This is a genomic window from Mediterraneibacter agrestimuris, from assembly GCF_943193195.1.
In the GTDB taxonomy this organism is placed as follows: Bacteria; Bacillota; Clostridia; order Lachnospirales; family Lachnospiraceae; genus Schaedlerella; species Schaedlerella agrestimuris.
Genome location: NZ_CALPDG010000056.1, coordinates 1 through 17,531, shown reverse-complemented (window position 1 = coordinate 17,531; position 17,531 = coordinate 1). Strand labels below are relative to the sequence as shown.

The window sequence follows — 17,531 nt, the reverse complement described above, 5'->3', positions numbered from 1 at the left end:
ATGTAAAGCGGTTGAAAACACAGTAACTATACGGGTTTTTCCATAATTGGTACCGCCAGCGTGAATAATTCAGGATAGGTTTTTTGGCAAAAAGAAAGAGGTGTCGCAAATTGCTAACACCTCAAAATTTCTTTGCTTGCACTGAAATCATTAACTCCAATGGCTTACTATTTTTCTCTATTCTCATCTTTTCTTATACAATACGAGTTCCGGATTCTTACCGTCTTCTTCATAAGTGCAAATAAGAATAAAATCCATATCTGCAACAACGCCGAAACATCTATCGCCGCCGTATTCACATTCAAGCTGATTGCCCAGATATGTCTTTGCCTCATTCAAAAACTTAGCTGCTTGCCCATTCGGAAGCCGGTACTCAAGATTCACATACTTTCCCACAAGAGCATTCAGTTTTTCCACCTTTGGCATTCCGTCAACATTCAATTCGTTAATCTCATTGATTAGCTTTTTCTTGAATTCTTCAAACTGACCGTTATCACTAATCTCATCATATTTCTTCCAGTAATCCAAAGTAGGAAGCAACTCTTTCATATAAGAACGGGCTTGTTCCTCCGTGAAATTCTCGCTTACCATATTCTTAACACAAACTTCAATCAAATCGTCCATATCATTGTAAGTATATGTTCCATCGGCATAACACCACTTACAATAGTCCTCGTTGAAAGAACCATCGTGATTGTGTCCGATAATATCATCATCTTCAAGCGGCATTCCGCAGCATTGACAAATAAGCTTTCTCGGTGAGCCTAAAAGTGTATTTATGGAAACATCGAATACTTTTGACAGCAATTTCAATGTTTCCGTATTCGGAACTGTTTCTCCATTTTCCCAACGTGAAACTGCCTGACGACTTACAAAAACTTTTTCTGCAAGCTCATCCTGCGACATTCCCTTTTGAGTACGAAGTTCAAGTATAACCTGTTTTGTATCCATTATGCAGTACCTCCCTTACACCTTTATTATAGTCTCACGCATTATCTCAAACAAGCAACTCGCAGTTGCTGTCCTTATTACTTGGCTTTTTCGTTCACGGCTACCCAAATTTCACAACGATAGTTTGGGGCGGTTGTATCCGCAGACGGATAAACTTCAAACTCCACGCCCTCGGCATATTCATGCTGCGAGCTTTGCGGGAAGATTCTGCCATTTCTTGACATCGTATGCTTTGAAGTGTTAGATTTCCTGTCCTTTGTTTTCTTTGTCCTGCATACCCTCATCGGCTTGTGCAATCATCTGTCTGTACTGTTCTTTTACACTTTCCGGTGCAAGTATCTGTACCTTGCCATTAAAGCCAAACACCCAACCGAAAAAAGTCGGGCTGGCTGATACTTCGGTCTGTACCCTGAAAGAAGTCATATCATACGCAAGGGTTGTCACATCTTCTCCGAAACGGTCAACCATTGTTTTCATCAGACTGTTATCACACCGTAAATCTACAAGGACTTTTTCGCCTGAGAACATAAAGAATACTTCCTTTGTGTAATTCTCAATATCAAAATCATCAGGCATAGGAATAATATCCTTATCCAGTATCTCCGGCTTGAAAGCAATACGGTCTACCCTGAAATTGATAACCTTGCTTTTCTTCTCAGAATATCCGAGAACATAATAATAGTCCCCACACCAGAGAAGTTTATACGGACTCAGCTTATAAATTTCGCCCTTATTCTTCAGAACCTTTTTCTTTAATCCGGTATAATCATAATACTGAAAAGAAATCTGCTTGCCTGCATTGATAGCGTCATTTATAGCATCGATGATGTAATATATCTGCTCATTATCCGGCTTAATGCGATTGACCACATAGTTATTACGCTTCAGCTTTGCCACCTGCCCCGGACTAGTCATCATATGTATCTTCTCAATCAGAGTTTCACTTTTCTTCTTTGTAATGAACTTCGATGATTCTACTGCATCTATCAGCAGTTTCAATTCCGGTAATTCAAACTTACGACTGGCTACAAAGTATTTGCTCTGAGTAGAATGGATAGTAACAATATCCATTCCAAACTCCTGAAGTGCAGCAATATCTTTTGTGACCGTTGTTCTATGTGCAGATATTCCGTATTCATCATTCAATATATTGATTAACTGTGTTGTGGAAAGAGGATTTTCTTCATCGGTTCTTTCCAGTAAAATCTTTTGTAGGTATAAAATCCTTGGCTTTGTTTCCATTGTTGTCCTTTCCAACTACTAATACATATCTCCAAACATATCTCCATCTATATCACTTATCTGCTCAATCGGAATGACTGTCTTATCTTCCATAATAACTGTATGTTCATATTCATCAAACTTCTTTACGTAACCTGAGCAGGTAATGTATGCTCCCCCAGCCTTTTTATTATCCGGTACGAAATAAGTGATTCTAACCCTTTGTTGTGTACCGATGGTTTCAGCAATCAGATTTAACTTTTCATTCAATTCTGCTATGACTTCATCACTCAGCATCAATTTTTCATCCGTCTGTCTTGCAGTTTCCTTAATAGCTGCTTCGTGTCCAGTAAGTGCCGCAAAAGGCGAAAACTGTGCTGCTCTGTCATAAAGGGACATACGAGGGTGTTTCTTTGAAGTTGGATTTGGCAAATTGATAATATCATCATATCTGTGATAGTCTTGATTCTCCATAATCGCCCTCCATTACAGTGGCATAGGGGTCTGTGCGAGCATAAAAATGCAAATGGCAGATAGAATAGCCGCTACGAATGCAATACATATTACAGCTTTCACTCCGTAATGCTTCTTCATTCTTTTGTAAATCAAAGCTGCACACCACTCACATATGGCAACGATAAGAATAAATATCCCTATTGACTTCCATAGCCACGAAAGTTCATATATCCATCTCATATTTTGTTTCCTTAATCCTATACTTTATTTTTCTATGCCTTGTGTCCACCTATCTGTTCATTACGGTCTTTGGCTGTCGCTCCCTCCTGAAGATTCATTCCTTTCAAGATGGCATTCTTCCCAAACTTCTTTTTTATCGTAAGCATTGTCTGCTGCATACGCTTTTCACGCTCTAAAGCCGCTTCTTCTTTGACTTGCTCCTGCTCTTTTGCCTTATAATCCATAAAAAGGTCAAGCTGCTCATATTTATTTTCTTTCTTTGCTGAGTTCTCATCTACAAGTCTGTTCGCTGTAATGTTAATTCTTCTGATGAGCAGATTTTTATCCACGATTCTGTCATACAGTTCCATCACAGCATCGGTTATCAGCATTGTTGATGATGTCTGCCTTTTCAGGTTTGTTGTTCCGTGAGCGTGTTTAGGAACTCTTCTTCCATATCTGTCAATTGTGACATCTCCCTTGTATTTTCTGCTTCGGTCTGGGTCTGTCAAATTTTCTATGTCATACCCTATGGTCAATACAATCTGGTCAGTAACAAGTCCCTTGTCTACTAAATCGAGTACCATAAGGTCAGTCATTTCTTTTACAACTAATTTTGCTTTATCAAAATCATACGGGCAGTGAAGTACCTGCCCTGAGCACACACTGTTGGTTTCCGGCTTATAGGCTTTGACCTGCTCCATCGTACAAGGTTCATATCCCCAAGCATGGTCAATTAGCAGTTCCGCATTGATTCCAAACAGCTTATAGAGCAGTTCTTCGTTATACAGTTCATTCGGCTTTCCGATGGAACACCTTGCAATATCTCCCATAGTAAAAAGTCCGTGTTCTTCCAGTTTCTTTGCATAACCTTTCCCTACTCTCCAGAAATCTGTAAGCGGTCTGTGATTCCATAGCTGTCTGCGGTAAGACATTTCATCCAATTCGGCAATTCGCACACCATCCTTATCCGGCTCAATATGCTTTGCCACAATATCCATCGCAATTTTACACAAGTACATATTCGTGCCGATTCCGGCTGTTGCTGTGATTCCAGTCGTTTTCAAAACATCCTGTATCATCGTCATGGCAAGTTCCCTTGCGGTCATCTGATAGGTATTCAGATAATTTGTTGCATCTATAAATACTTCATCAATCGAGTAAGGGAAAATATCTTCCGGAGCAATGTATTTCAAGTAAACACTGTAAATCTTGGTACTGTACTCCAGATAGTATGCCATACGAGGTGGTGCAACGATATAATCAATCTCTAATGCTGGATTCGCATTTAATTCTGTACTGTCATCAGACGAACCCGCAAATGTATGATTTGGTGCTTTCCACCTTCGTGTATTATTAACTTCTTTTACCTTTTGTACGACCTCAAACAATCGTGGTCTGCCGGGTATTCCGCAGCTTTTCAGCGACGGAGATACTGCAAGGCAGATAGTTTTCTCTGTCCTACTCTTATCTGCAACCACAAGATTTGTTGTCAAAGGGTCACGATTTCGCTCTTTACATTCTACAGAAGCATAGAATGATTTAAGGTCGATTGCGATATAGGTCTTTTGCTTTGTCATCATTCTATGCCCCCCCTTCTAAAATTCCTTTGAGTAAATTATGCTATCGTCGCAATATAAAGATTGTCCTTGTCTACTAATAACTGCACTGGATTATTATTCAGTCGATTTACGGTATCAATATTATCAATAAACGGACGGACAAAGTTACTCTGTCGTTCAATCAACTGCCGCATCTGTTTGCGGATTTTTTCTGTTCCTATGTCGCCAAGCTTTTCCCCTGCTGCAATGAGCGTTTCATCAGCCTGCGTATCTCCAAAAACTGGTATACGCTCTACAATCTTGCCAACTACTTTCGTTGTCTTTGATAATCCTTTCAGCAAAGAGGATTGTATGGAAGTAGAAGAATATCCAGATATTTCTTCATAGCACTGCGTATAAAGTTCTCTGTATTTCATCGAATAATCATCCAATTTTTCTGAAATACCAGACAAATACTCTTTGTCATAATTTCCCACAAGCATTACATCTAGGAATGAGGAGAATGCAAGCGTATATAATGCAAGCTGGTAATCTTTAAATTGGTCTTGTACCGCCTGCAACTGCTTGTTTACCGTCTGGTCACTATGAATCAAAGATTTCTTATTTACTTTGGCAATTATCTGTTCACGATAAAATACTATCTTTGCTTCTGCTTCTTTTTTTATGGCAAGCACCATTGTATGATTGCTATTCTTGTACATTTCATTATTCCAGTTATACTTGTAATTATTGAACACGTCATACAGAAATGTAAGATTTCCTTTTAATTCAGCCTTTTCCTTCTGAACAAGAAAATCCATCATTTCCTGCTGCATTTCTTTTATAGAATCCAGTTTTTTATCAATATTCGCAAGTGCAGCCGCCATAAATAGCATTGTTGGGTCAAAAGCAAGCGGCATCATCTGAGCCTGTCCTCCGCCAACTAAACCTGCTGATGTCTTCAGCGAACCGATAAAATTGCCCGTTTCCTTCATCTGAAACATTGTTTTTCCAGCTGTATTAACATAGTACAATCCACTTCCACCAGCTCCGGTTACTGCGGTTTGCACAGCAGTTGTCAATGGTTGAAACGCTGTTCCCATAGCTGCCAATCTTGTTACTGGTAATTTTGTGTAATTGGAAACACCAACTTTTGTTTCCTCTAACAGCGGACACAACGATGCATCGTTCATCATTGCCATTATCTCATTATCTTTCCCATTATCCATTCTTACAATTTCGCCCATATTCATACCTCTTTTCGGTCTGTTAATTTAGTTTCATTACAGACCTTGTAAATTTTGCGAATATCCTGCCCGTAATTAAGAACAGTCAAAATATCTTTGTAATATATCATCTAACTGCCTCTTTATTTCTGCAAATTCACAGTCCAAATCCAGTGTTTTTACTGATATTTGATTTCCACCCATTTTATAATCATTATTTGGCAACACAATCTCATCCGTTTTGGCATATAATAACATTCCAGCAACATTACCGGAGTTGCTTGTATCAAGATTTTTCACATAAGTAAATATCTGATACAAATTTCCAGAATGCAGCGTATTTGTATTGTATTGACTTTGTGTGGTATGAGCATAGTATTTTGCATCAATTACCAAAGTTTTATCTCCGCTTTTAAGCATAATATCGCTTTGCATAACAGGGAGCATTTCTCTGTAATCATCGTCGGTATCCCAAGGAATTTGAGACGCTGACGCCCGAATTTCAGGGTGTTCCTTACGGTAGTATTCAAGAATGAACTTCTCATAAAGCCTGCACATACGCTACTCATCAAGGAAGTCCATTAACTTTGTGCTTCCGTCAGAAGTTGTTTGAAGCAAGCCTTTGAGTATCAGATAACAAATCGAAATCAACATCTGATAGGTTTGATTATTCTTATTAAATTGAAGCTTCCAATTTATGCTCTCACGATTCAAAGGTTCGACTTCTGCAAAATAAATGAGGAGTTTACGAAGTTGCTTTTTTCTATCCTTGCTGATATTGCTTCTTACAAGCGTGTCCATTGTTGTTCGGATAATTCTATTCATATATGAATTGACCGAAAACTCATCATAGTTGCAGACAAGGCGTTTTCTCAGCATAGTTTGCTCTTTTACCGAAGCAGAAATATCAATTTTCCCCCTTAATGAAGATAATTCCTCCGTTTGAACAATATACTCTTTGCCCAATCCTCGTTTTAGCTGAGAAGAAACACCTTTTATCAATATGGCAGCACATAGTTCGGCTGCATTTTCAAATTCTTCGGTAGCAACCTGCTTATAGCCATCTTCATTGAGAACCTGAAACGCATAGGAAAGCATATAGTATATGTTCTGTATGCGAATCATTTAATTGCACTCCTTAAAGTTGCAGACCAATCTCTAACTTTTGTCGGCTCGTCAAACCAATATTCTTTGATAAGCGGTATTACTTCATATTCCACAACGGATTTGAGCCATTCATCAGTAATTTCTCCATCGGTACAGAAATAGCTGTGACCGATTCTAAAACCATCTCCCAATGACTCATCAGAAGAAATGGTGTTATTAAGTGACTCAACAGCAGTTATCAGGCTCTCTAATTTCGGAGAGTTCTTTTCTGCCAAGTAATTTTTGAAGCCTTCCGAAGAAAATGCCGGAGCAAAATTAAAGAAAGCAAATCTTCTTCTCAACGCATAATCCATTAGTGCAAGGCTTCTGTCAGCGGTGTTCATCATACCTATAATTCTGACATTCTGAGGCACAGTAAACCATTCGTTTGAATAAAGCAGTTTGATTTTTTCGCCACGCTTATCTTTCTCGATTAACATCATAAGTTCACCGAGAATTTTACTCAAGTTGCCACGGTTGATTTCATCAATGATAAAGAAATAGGGGCGTTCATTATCTTCCTCTGCTTCTTTACAGAACTTATAGAATGTTCCGTTTTCAAGCTCAAATCCGTCTTTTGACGGTCTGTATCCTTGAATGAAATCTTCATAAGAGTAGCTTTGATGGAATTGTACCATTGCTACACGGCTTGTGTCTTTCTGTCCCATTATAGAGTAAGCAAGTCTCTTTGCCGCAAAAGTCTTTCCGACACCGGGTGCGCCTTGCAGAATAACATTGTATTTTGCTTCAAGCAATTCCGTCAGAGTGTTATATGTATCCTCATCCATATAGACTTCATTCAGAAAATCATCTTTTGAATACAACGGATACTTGATTTCCTTTTGTTCCGATACTTCCTCAGAAGCATCTTCCGCAAACAGCGCAAGCAGCTTTTGAACATAATCTGGGTAAGCCGATATGTTGGTGAGCGTTTTCATAACTGCCTGACCGGGATGTTCCCATTCGCCGTTGTTTTGCCAATCAACTTTTCTAATGTGCTTGTATGTGCTTCTTGACGTATCATAGATATAATCGGAAGTCACAATACCTTTTCCGATAATTTTATGCATTCCTTTTTTGACGAAAATCACATCGCCGACTTTAATTTCATTTGCGAACTGCCAAAGGCAATGAGCGTTGTTTTTGTAGGAATAACTTGGGTCGTAAACCTTTTTCATATACTCTTTGATTTCCTCTTTTGAAGAAAATCCTTTAAGGTCTGTAACATCGTCCCAACCGATACCCATTATGCCGGATTTATAGAACTCGTCCCACATTGAAGCGTTGTCACCGGGAGAGTAAATCCAATAATTCGTTTCTTTTATATTTGAATCAACTGTGGTTGTCGTGGTTTCTTCTGTTTTGCCCGATTGGTTGCTTTTCCAAGCATAATAAGACAGTTCGGGGAAACTGTGATACTCATATTCTTTCTGATTAAGAGCGTTCTTTGCCTGCTCGCACATAAACAAATAGTTTCTTCCGTTGGGTAATCCTTTATTTATATCAGAGAATATGGTTGTGAAATAATGGGGCATATTGTCCACATCCGTAATAAAGGCTCTGTTGGTAGAGTCCAAATTGATGAATGTATATGGTCTTGCCCAATAAAGTCCCATCGTAATATTCCACTTAATCATTTTCTGCTTTGTAACTGTGTCATAGGCAGCAATGAAAGCATTTTTATTATCTGTGGAGGCTTCATCGGAATATGCTATTGCTTTTTCAAGCAAATCCCAAAGGTTATCTATGTCGTGTTCTCCACGATTTTCTTTATACGCAAAGAACCACGCACTTAAATTCATTACTACCGGAATACCGTCAAACTCTGTCGGCACAGCAGCCTTAATCGAAAATTGCTTTGCGAATTGTTCCAACAAAGCAATACGATTTGCATTTGTTATGCCCTTATTAAACGAGCCGAAAACGGTAAACGGGCAGATGTTCTCATATACTTCTTTTCCTCTTTCCTTAAACGGAAAATTCATTCCGGCATCAGCAAAGATAGTTTTGAGTTTAGCAATCAAGTCACTTCTATTGTTTTTGTAATGAAGTAGGGCAGAAGCCAACTCCATATAAAATTCTGTCCATTGAAATCTCTTGTCCATATTCATTCTCCATCAACCTACGCTTCCATCATATTATCTGTCCAAAGTTCGCACTGAGTCATAACGGTTTGAACTGCATCGTCCATACCCTCCGGCGGATATTTATGCTTTTTCAAAAGTTTCTTAATGAGCATACGCATTTTTGCTCTTGCAGACTCACGCTTTTGCCAGTCAATCGTCTTGTTTCTGCGGAGTGTATCGGCAAGCTCTTTTGTAATGGCAATAAGTTCGTCGTTTTCGTAGAAGTCCTTGATTGCCTGCGGCTTTGTGAGGGCATCGTAAAATGCAAGCTCATCGGCTGTAAGTCCGAGTTGGTCTCCCTCTTTTTGTGCTGCCGCAATCTGCTTTGCCAGTTTCAGCATTTCTTCAATGACTTCTTCATTGGTCAGCATACCGTTCAAATACGCATTGAGCGCACGCTGCATAATCTCACTGAACTTTTCAGACTTAACCACATTCGTCCTGCGGAAAACAGAAACTTGCTCTGCAATCAACTTTTTCAAAAGTTCAACAGCAAGGTTTTTCTCTTTCATATTTGCAACTTCTTGCAGGAACTTTGGATCAAAGAGGGAAAATTCTTCTTTAACATCTGAGAATAGGTTTATTACTCCGTCGCTTTTGATACTCTGTTTTAATAGTTCGTTAATTCTTGCATTCATTTCAGGTAGGGATATTTTCTTGCCAACTCCTGTGTTTGCAAGTCTCAAAACAAGTACACGAACTGCCTCAAAGAACGCTGCTTCTATACGGTCGCTTTCATCAACCATAGATGAACAGAGGGACAATGCTTGATGAAGCATAAGTGCTTCTTTTACAAACGAGTCCTTATCATCTATTTTTTCTCTGCCCATAATGAAGTTGACAGCACCGCTGATAGTCTTAGACCTTTCAAGGTCTGTGCCGGTTTGGAACTTGGAATAATCAAATCCGTGGAACTTATCACGGCAGACGGACAGCTTTTCTTGGAATTTCGGGAAAGCAACCTTTGCAACATCGGTGTCGCCATAATTCTTTTTATCACGGGCGGTATAGTCGTTCATTGCTTTTTTGAGTGCTGTTGCAATGCCGACATAGTCAACAACAAGACCGCCCTCTTTGTCACGGAATACACGGTTTACACGGGCAATAGCCTGCATTAGATTATGTCCCGACATAGGCTTATAAACATACATAGTGGCAAGGGACGGCACATCAAAGCCTGTGAGCCACATATCTACAACGATTGCGATTTTAAGCAGACTGTTGTTGTCCTTGAATTTCTTTGCAATCTCGTCCTTGTGGTGCTTATTACCGATTATCTCACGCCATTCTTCCGGGTCGTTGTTGCCGGAAGTCATTACAACCGCCACCTTTTCTGTCCAAGCAGGGCGCAGCTCTAAAATGCGCTTATAAATTTTCATAGCGATAGGACGAGAGTAAGCAACAATCATTGCTTTACCTGTCAGCAGGTTTTCTCTGTTGTTCTCGTAGTGGTCGAGTATATCGCTTACAAGCGAATTGATAGTGTTATCGTTGCCAAGTATTGCTTCCATCTGACCGAGTTCACGCTTGCTCTTTTCGATAACTTCTTTGTCTGCGTTGGCGGACATAATATCATACTCGGTATCAATCATCCGTAACGTTGCTTCATCGAGATTGAGCTTAATTACACGGCTTTCGTAATAGACAGGACGTGTCGCTCCGTCCTCGACCGCCTGCGTCATATCGTAAATATCGATATAGTCACCAAATACCTCACGGGTGCTGCGGTCTTTTGAAGAAATAGGTGTGCCTGTAAAGCCGATATATGTAGCGTTAGGCAAGGTGTTGCGGATAACACGAGCCGTACCGATTTTAACCCTACCGGTTTTAGCGTCCACGGTTTCGGTCAGTCCATATTGTCCACGGTGTGCTTCGTCTGCCATAACAACGATGTTGTGGCGTTCGGATAACGCTTCGTGAGACTCCTCGAACTTTTGCATAGTGGTAAAAATAATACCATTTGCCTGTCTGCCGGCAAGGAGAGATTTCAAGTTTTCTCTACTCTCGGCGTGCATTGGCTCTTGCCTTAAAAAGTCTTTGCACTTTGCAAACTGACCGTAAAGCTGGTCGTCAAGGTCGTTTCTGTCTGTGATAACAACAATCGTCGGGCTGTCCAACGCTTCTTGTAACAAATGAGCATAGAATACCATAGACAGCGACTTTCCGCTGCCTTGGGTGTGCCAAAACACACCGCCCTTACCATCGGTAACGGTAGCGTGTTTTGTGGATTCAATCGCTTTTCTGACCGCAAAGTATTGATGATACCCTGCAAGTATCTTAAATGAGTTGATACCCTCGTTAGAAAAGCAAATAAAGTTTTTGATTATATCAAGCAGTCTTTCTTTTTGGAACATACCTTCAAAGAAAGTATCAAACTGTGCATATTGCGTGTTTTCGTAGTCGCCGTCTTTTGTTTTCCACTCCATAAAGCGGTCTTCACCGGAGGTGATCGTACCCGCTTTGGAGGTCAACTGGTCGCTCATTACACAAATTGCGTTGTAAATGAACATTGACGGAATCTCAATCATATAGTTACGGAGCTGCCTGTACGCTTCGGAAGCATCCGTTTCTTCACGGGACGGAGATTTCAACTCAACCAATACAACCGGCAAGCCGTTCAAAAAAAGAATTACATCGGGGCGTTTATTGCTGTTCTCAATAAAAGTCCATTGGTTAGCAACAATAAAGGAGTTATTGTCGGGATTTTTGTAGTCAACAAGATAGACGATAGAGGAACGCTCCTCACCGTCAACAAAATATCTTACCGGGATACCGTTTTGCAGATAGTCCATAAACACGGCGTTTTTCTGCACCAGTTCTCCGTTTTCAAAATTCCTTAGTTTGAATAATGCGTCCTGAATGGCATCATCAGGTAACCCTCTGTTCAAACGGTACAGAGAGTCAAGCAGAACTTCCTCATATAACGGACTGTAAAAGTCCCTTTCTATATCGGGTCCGTATGCGTACTCGTATCCCAAATCATTTCTGTAAAGCTCGATTACTGAATTTTCATAATCAGCTTCGGTATATAATCCCGGCATTTTCATTTCTCCTTATTTTACAGCTCGGAGCTGCATATTCTTTCTTCGTTATACTTGATTGAATTATCGTAGTTTTCGGTTTTACAGTCAAACATCACAACCTTAGGAAGTTCAAAAATCCCTTGTGAAGTTCTGAGCAGTTTATATGGTGCATACCAAATCAAATAATCAACACCGCTATGTAAAAAGACATTTACAAAGTTTTCATCCCAAAAGAACAAATGCGGCTTTCCTGCTATCATTTCGCCTTCGTGTACTTCATCCATATTCGGCTTATTGCTTTCACATTGAAGATACGCAGAGGACTCATCCATAACGAATAAAACGGTTTTGTAACCGACGTGGTTGCTTTGGTAAAGCGGAAGCTTTTTTATATGTTCGGAAACTATTCGTTCAAAGTTTGACTTGTAGAACAAATAGTTATGGTCTTGCTCTGACGGCAAAAGTGTTTTGGCATTAACTATAAATTCTGCATTAGGGTAGATTTCTTGTATGCCGCTTTCTTTAAGTTCTTTATAAAGCTTGCTTTCTCCGGCGTTTGTCGGATTTTGAATTTTTCCCTTTTTATTTACAAAAGCGTGGTCGTCAACTCGCATAACATCCATCATCAGCTTGTCTTTTGGCAAATAGTAATCAGGTGGCGGGTCAGACTTGCCGGAACTATTTATCCAGTTTTTCCATAAGGCTTCTGTATGAATTGAGGAATAAACAGCTTCAATCGTCTCAGACTGAGTTGCAAACATAACCTCATTGTCGTTGACTTCCTGAAATTGAGATATTATCTTATCTTCATTATCAAACCTATTCACTTCTAACCCTCCTATCCTTATAAACAATAATTTAGTGGCTTAGAGGTCGATGCCGGAAACATCGAGTTCGCCGGACATCAGCTTGGACAATAGTGTATCACGCATTTCTGCAAGCAGAGCATTTTCGCAGGTACGAGATACAATTTCCTCAAACATTGGCTTTACAAGGTAATTAAACTCTCGTATTTCATCAGCTGTTGGCGAATATATAGGCATTTTGCGTAATTCACCTAAACTGATATATTTTTGAGTGCTGCCTGCAAGGCATTTCTCAATATGTTGTAGTGCCTTCTCGCTTTTAAGATAGCAGAGAAAATAATATGCGAGTTCAGGAGTATGAGAGGTTTTGAACAATGCCACGTTTTTTATGGCGAAGTCAACAGCCTTATATGGAATATAAGATATTAGTCCAATAGTCCCTATCATACTCATCAAAATATCCTGTGTTTCAACAAGGCTGCGTTCGTTGATTTTATCAAAATCAGCCTTGGATATGCGGTTTGCTGAAGCTTTGTCAACACCAAATGGTAAAAGATGTTTTGAAGTAATAAGATAGTATCCCGTCGCTTGTGCTTTAGGCGAGTCGTGAGTGCCATCTCTAACATCAATAATGCCTGATAGTTCGACGGGTTCACCGTTTACCTCAGAAAACATCTTATAATATACAGCCTGAGCCTGCTGCTCTAAATTATTGTTTATTTCATTATTAAGTTCAATTTTCTTGTCCAATGCCTTCAAAACACTTGCGATTTTCTCTTGCACCTGCAAATCAATCATAGGAACTTCGTATTGCATTATTGAGGTTTTGTCTCCTCGTGGCATTTTTGTTCCCTTTGATGTTGCCATAGAATATGTAAAGAAATCATCATCCGCAAGTACATAATACAAGAAATCTTTATCCGTATTAGGTTTTGGAACAAAGACTAATACATCGTTTGAGCAACCGCCATCATATTGGGCTTGCCAAATTTTTTTGAAATAAGGGCGAATATTAGAAACAAGGACATCACCGTTTTTATATTCCTGTGTTAAAGGAACAGTCGGTAAAGAGCTTGCCTCCGTAATTCCACACTTATTTGGCAACATATTTTCGGTCGATATATAGTTTTTCGCATTTAGACTTTCTACTTCTACTTTTCCTTTGCGAAAACTGCAAATATCAGAAAGCTTACATTTCATATCCAATCGCCCCCAGTTTCTTACGGATTTCGTCCTCCAGTTCGTGAGACTTTGCAAACATCTCCGATAATTCAGAAGTAAGACGGGTCATCTTTTCTTCAAACGGTTCGCCGTCGTCCTCGACTTCTTCAATACCCACATATCTGCCCGGTGTCAGAATGAAGTCCTGCTTTTCGATTTCCTGAAGGTCGGCAACAGCACAGAAGCCTTTGACATCTTCAAGCGTACCTTCTTGGAATGCCGTAAATGTATCTGCAAGCTTTTGAATATCCTCATCAGTAAAATCTCTGTGCTTACGGTCAACCATATAACCCATCTTGCGGGCGTCAATAAACAGGGTTTTGCCTTTTTGCTTTTTGTTTTTGGTAATAAACCAAAGCGTAACAGGAATGGTAACGCTGTAAAAGAGCTGAGTCGGCAGAGCGACGATGCCTTCCACAAGGTCAGCCTGAATAATGTTCTTTCTGATTTCTCCCTCGCCGCTGGACTGAGAGGACAACGCACCGTTAGCAAGTACAAGACCGATTTTTCCATTCGGTGCAAGATGGTGTATCATATGCTGAATCCACGCATAGTTGGCATTGCCGGCAGGCGGTGTTCCGTATTTCCAACGAACATCTTCTTTGAGCTTTTCCTGTCCCCAGTTGGAAAGATTGAAAGGCGGATTTGCCATAATGAAATCTGCTTTCAGTGTTTTATGTAAGTCATTGAAGAATGTATCTGCTTGATATGCACCGAAGTCTGCGTCAATGCCACGAATAGCCATATTCATTTTAGCCATTTTCCAAGTATCAGCATTGGACTCTTGTCCGTAAACAGCGATTTCACCACGCTTACCGCTGTGTGCCTGAATGAACTTTGCACTCTGTACGAACATACCGCCCGAACCGCAGCAAGGGTCATATACACGGCAGTTCTTAAACGGCTTTAAGATAGCAACGATTGTTTTAACAATACTTGCCGGGGTATAGAACTCGCCACCCTTAACACCTTCATATGCAGCAAACTGCTGAATACAATACTCATAAGTTCTTCCGAGGAGGTCTTTGCTTTCCTCTGTATCGCCCATATCCATATTGGTGAACAGGTCAACAACATCACCCAAAACACGCTTGTCCAAATCAGGGCTGGCATAGTTTTTAGGAAGCACATTTTTAAGGGTTGTGTTTTCCTTTTCTATGGCTCTCATTGCGTCATCAATGACAGTTCCGATTTCAGGTGTATGGGCAGCAGACGCAATCTTGCTCCAACGAGCGTCCTCCGGTACGAAGAAGATATTGTCCTCTGCGTATGCGTCCTTATCATCTTCAAAACCGTCACCCTCATCAACAAGCTGCTGATAGCGTTTTTCAAAAGCACTTGAAATGTAACGCAGGAAAATAAGACCTACGATAACCTTTCTGTATTCTGCTGCGGGGATATGTCCCCAAAGGACACACGCTGCGTCCCAAATCTGTTTTTCAAATCCGATATTTGCATTATTACTCGATGCCATTAACATATCCTCCTATAAAATCAAGTAAACCATAATACATAACTTTTTTATTACTCATCTAAAATAACTTCGCATATATCTCCGATGTCACAGTGAAATACCTGACATATCCTCATCAGTACTTCAAGAGATACTGGCTCATTCTTATTTATCTTCGTTGCAGCGTATGATGTAATTTCGGCTGCACGCATTAAATCCTGTCTTTTCATTTGATTGTCAATCATAAGTTTTTGAAGTTTGTTATAGCATATCTTCATCAGTAACACCTCTTCATCTTATAATTCTTCTTCGTTACAGTTAGTCATTTAACATTATATATTAAATTTTCAGGCATTTCAAGATTTCGGACAGAAATGTAACCTTTCAGACACTAAGGTGTCACTTTTTACAAACACCTAATACGACTCTTTTAAAGAATAATAAAAAAGAGATGCCGAAGCACCTCAATTATACATTCTATTATTAACATTCAATGCAATCATTGCTATGACCTTTTCTATCGGCGGCTCTTTTCCGTCCGGTGCAACTGCTTTCCAAAAAGCTATTGCTTCCGGTTCAGCACTTTTCATTGCTTCCCGAATGGCAAACTGCATTTCCTCTTTTACTGCTTTTTCGGTTGTTCCATTTTCTTTTGCTATTTGTCTGAAAATGTCGTTCACTTCTACTTCCTCCTATGTCTATTAGTATGTGTCTATCACTGACAGTTGTTGTTATAGCATATTTGCTCTGTCGAAGTCCCGAAAAATTTGTCGATAGCAGAAATTTTTTATACTGAAAAAAAGAAAGCTCGTCGATTAGGACGAACTTCTGTGTTTTATGGAAGTATTTGCTTTGACTGCTTCACAAGTGTATCTATGACTTCATAAATTCTGTTTCTATCTTCAGGAGCAAGTTTTTCAAGCTTCTCATTCAGCATTGAGTTCTTGACTGTATATCCCGTTTCCAGAACATCTGTAAGAACCATATCTGATGATACACCTAAAGCATTTACTATCTTTATGAAAGTTTCGAGTGACGGAATTTTCTCTCCACGCTCAACCATACCAATATAATTTGTTGTCAAATCTGTTTTCTCAGCCAAATCTTCTTGGCGTAATTTCCTCGCAAGTCGGAACTTTCTTATATTCTTGCCGATTGTATCGAGCTTCATCACATCACCTCCCTTAGTGTGTTTCCATAACTAATAGTATAGGTTAAGTAGATTTCAAATCACACGCACCAAAAGGAAGTCAAACCAACTATCAGTAATGATTTCCAACTATTTTTATGTTATACTATAAAAGTAGTAATTCACGATTGTTAATGGCAAAAGACAAATCACAACCCAAGAGCCAAGTCAAACAATCTCCAAAAAGAAACTTAGGGGTAAAAGGAATGGACAAACAAAAGATAATATTCAGTAATCGGTTTGAAAAAGAAAAATTTGAGGATTACAAAACAGATTTGGGAACTGGCAACGCAATCACTCCCGACTTTTCAGAAGCTGATGATTTTTTGAAATTTATACAGAAGAACCGCAGAAGTGTTCCAAGTAAAGAGCGAATTGCTGACAAGGATAAATTCATCAAGACCGTTTACGAGCTATCCAATAGCTTTGAAATTGACGCTGACCTGATAGAATTTGCCGAGGGATATATCGCCAACATCTATGTAGATTATGCCTGCTACACTGGATATATCAAGAAGTTATTAGCAATTCATTCAGCTCATTCAGATAGGACTTCATAGTAAACTCCCTGCTCATGGCGTTTACAAGCGTAATATCCATGCCGGACAGCTCGATATTCGCCGGAATCAGGTCTACACCCTCGTCATGGTGTAAAATCCCTTCGCCCGCCTCCATCGGTTCGTCACGGATAATCTTTTCCATCTGCGTTGCCAGCGTGACAGAAAGATTGTCCTGGTCTGCCCAACCCAAAGAGGTTGTCAAGTCCCCCTGCGGATCGGCGTCCACAAGCAGCACCCTCTTTCCCTCGTTTGCAAGCCCTATCCCTAAGTTTACGGCAGTCGTGGTCTTGCCAACGTTATGTGAAGCTTCACATAACGTTGGTTATGAAAAGTAAGTTATTATGCAAAGCTGAGTCCATACTTTGTCGGATTCTTAGGGTATGGACTCTTTTT

At 39.8% G+C, this 17,531-nt stretch carries 14 protein-coding genes and 2 pseudogenes; 1 reads left to right on the top strand and 15 read right to left on the bottom strand.

What is annotated here, in order from left to right:
- Positions 1-183: 183 nt before the first annotated feature.
- The 14 genes and pseudogenes from NFS18_RS17170 to NFS18_RS17105 form a co-directional block, all read right to left on the bottom strand.
- Positions 184-951: a zinc ribbon domain-containing protein gene (locus NFS18_RS17170; RefSeq protein WP_251392506.1), complete on the bottom strand. Its 768-nt coding sequence runs from the start codon at positions 949-951 to the stop codon at positions 184-186.
- A 240-nt stretch (positions 952-1,191) separates the two neighbouring features.
- Positions 1,192-2,193 carry a helix-turn-helix transcriptional regulator gene (locus NFS18_RS17165; protein ID WP_251392499.1) on the bottom strand — a complete coding sequence of 334 codons (1,002 nt, stop codon included), beginning with the start codon at positions 2,191-2,193 and terminating at the stop codon, positions 1,192-1,194.
- An 18-nt stretch (positions 2,194-2,211) separates the two neighbouring features.
- Positions 2,212-2,646, bottom strand: a complete 435-nt coding sequence (locus tag NFS18_RS17160; RefSeq protein WP_251392496.1) for a hypothetical protein — start codon at positions 2,644-2,646, stop codon at positions 2,212-2,214.
- Positions 2,647-2,900: 254 nt separating this feature from the next.
- Positions 2,901-4,427 (bottom strand): Y-family DNA polymerase, encoded by a 1,527-nt coding sequence (locus NFS18_RS17155; protein WP_251392508.1) that lies wholly within the window; start codon positions 4,425-4,427, stop codon positions 2,901-2,903.
- 38 nt (positions 4,428-4,465) lie between these two features.
- Positions 4,466-5,635 (bottom strand): hypothetical protein, encoded by a 1,170-nt coding sequence (locus NFS18_RS17150; protein WP_251392494.1) that lies wholly within the window; start codon positions 5,633-5,635, stop codon positions 4,466-4,468.
- Between the two features lie 75 nt (positions 5,636-5,710).
- Positions 5,711-6,712: pseudogene (gene mcrC / locus NFS18_RS17145) on the bottom strand (5-methylcytosine-specific restriction endonuclease system specificity protein McrC).
- A 23-nt stretch (positions 6,713-6,735) separates the two neighbouring features.
- Entirely contained in the window at positions 6,736-8,865 is a 2,130-nt protein-coding gene (locus NFS18_RS17140) for an AAA family ATPase (protein ID WP_251392493.1), read from the bottom strand.
- A gap of 17 nt (positions 8,866-8,882) precedes the next feature.
- Positions 8,883-11,927 (bottom strand): type I restriction endonuclease subunit R, encoded by a 3,045-nt coding sequence (locus tag NFS18_RS17135; RefSeq protein WP_251392490.1) that lies wholly within the window; start codon positions 11,925-11,927, stop codon positions 8,883-8,885.
- 17 nt (positions 11,928-11,944) lie between these two features.
- Positions 11,945-12,736, bottom strand: a complete 792-nt coding sequence (locus NFS18_RS17130) for a hypothetical protein (protein ID WP_251392489.1) — start codon at positions 12,734-12,736, stop codon at positions 11,945-11,947.
- Between the two features lie 39 nt (positions 12,737-12,775).
- On the bottom strand, positions 12,776-13,915 hold the full coding sequence (locus NFS18_RS17125) for a restriction endonuclease subunit S (protein WP_251392487.1): 1,140 nt from the start codon (positions 13,913-13,915) through the stop codon (positions 12,776-12,778).
- Complete coding sequence (locus NFS18_RS17120; protein ID WP_251392485.1) at positions 13,905-15,410, bottom strand: class I SAM-dependent DNA methyltransferase; 1,506 nt, start codon at positions 15,408-15,410, stop codon at positions 13,905-13,907. Before NFS18_RS17120 ends, NFS18_RS17125 begins: the two co-directional genes overlap by 11 nt.
- Positions 15,411-15,460: 50 nt before the next feature.
- Positions 15,461-15,667 carry a helix-turn-helix domain-containing protein gene (locus NFS18_RS17115; RefSeq protein WP_118374201.1) on the bottom strand — a complete coding sequence of 69 codons (207 nt, stop codon included), beginning with the start codon at positions 15,665-15,667 and terminating at the stop codon, positions 15,461-15,463.
- A 186-nt stretch (positions 15,668-15,853) separates the two neighbouring features.
- On the bottom strand, positions 15,854-16,069 hold the full coding sequence (locus NFS18_RS17110) for a hypothetical protein (protein ID WP_002594687.1): 216 nt from the start codon (positions 16,067-16,069) through the stop codon (positions 15,854-15,856).
- A 155-nt stretch (positions 16,070-16,224) separates the two neighbouring features.
- Positions 16,225-16,560, bottom strand: coding sequence for a helix-turn-helix domain-containing protein (locus tag NFS18_RS17105; protein ID WP_002594686.1), 336 nt, complete (start codon positions 16,558-16,560; stop codon positions 16,225-16,227).
- A gap of 224 nt (positions 16,561-16,784) precedes the next feature.
- Between NFS18_RS17105 and NFS18_RS17100 the strand changes: the two genes are divergently transcribed.
- Positions 16,785-17,138: a hypothetical protein gene (locus NFS18_RS17100; protein ID WP_251392484.1), complete on the top strand. Its 354-nt coding sequence runs from the start codon at positions 16,785-16,787 to the stop codon at positions 17,136-17,138.
- Here the strand turns inward: NFS18_RS17100 and NFS18_RS17095 are convergent.
- Positions 17,107-17,430: pseudogene (locus tag NFS18_RS17095) on the bottom strand (ParA family protein); the annotation flags it as partial. The gene NFS18_RS17100 and the pseudogene NFS18_RS17095 sit on opposite strands and share 32 nt — an antisense overlap.
- Between the last annotated feature and the right edge of the window lie 101 nt (positions 17,431-17,531).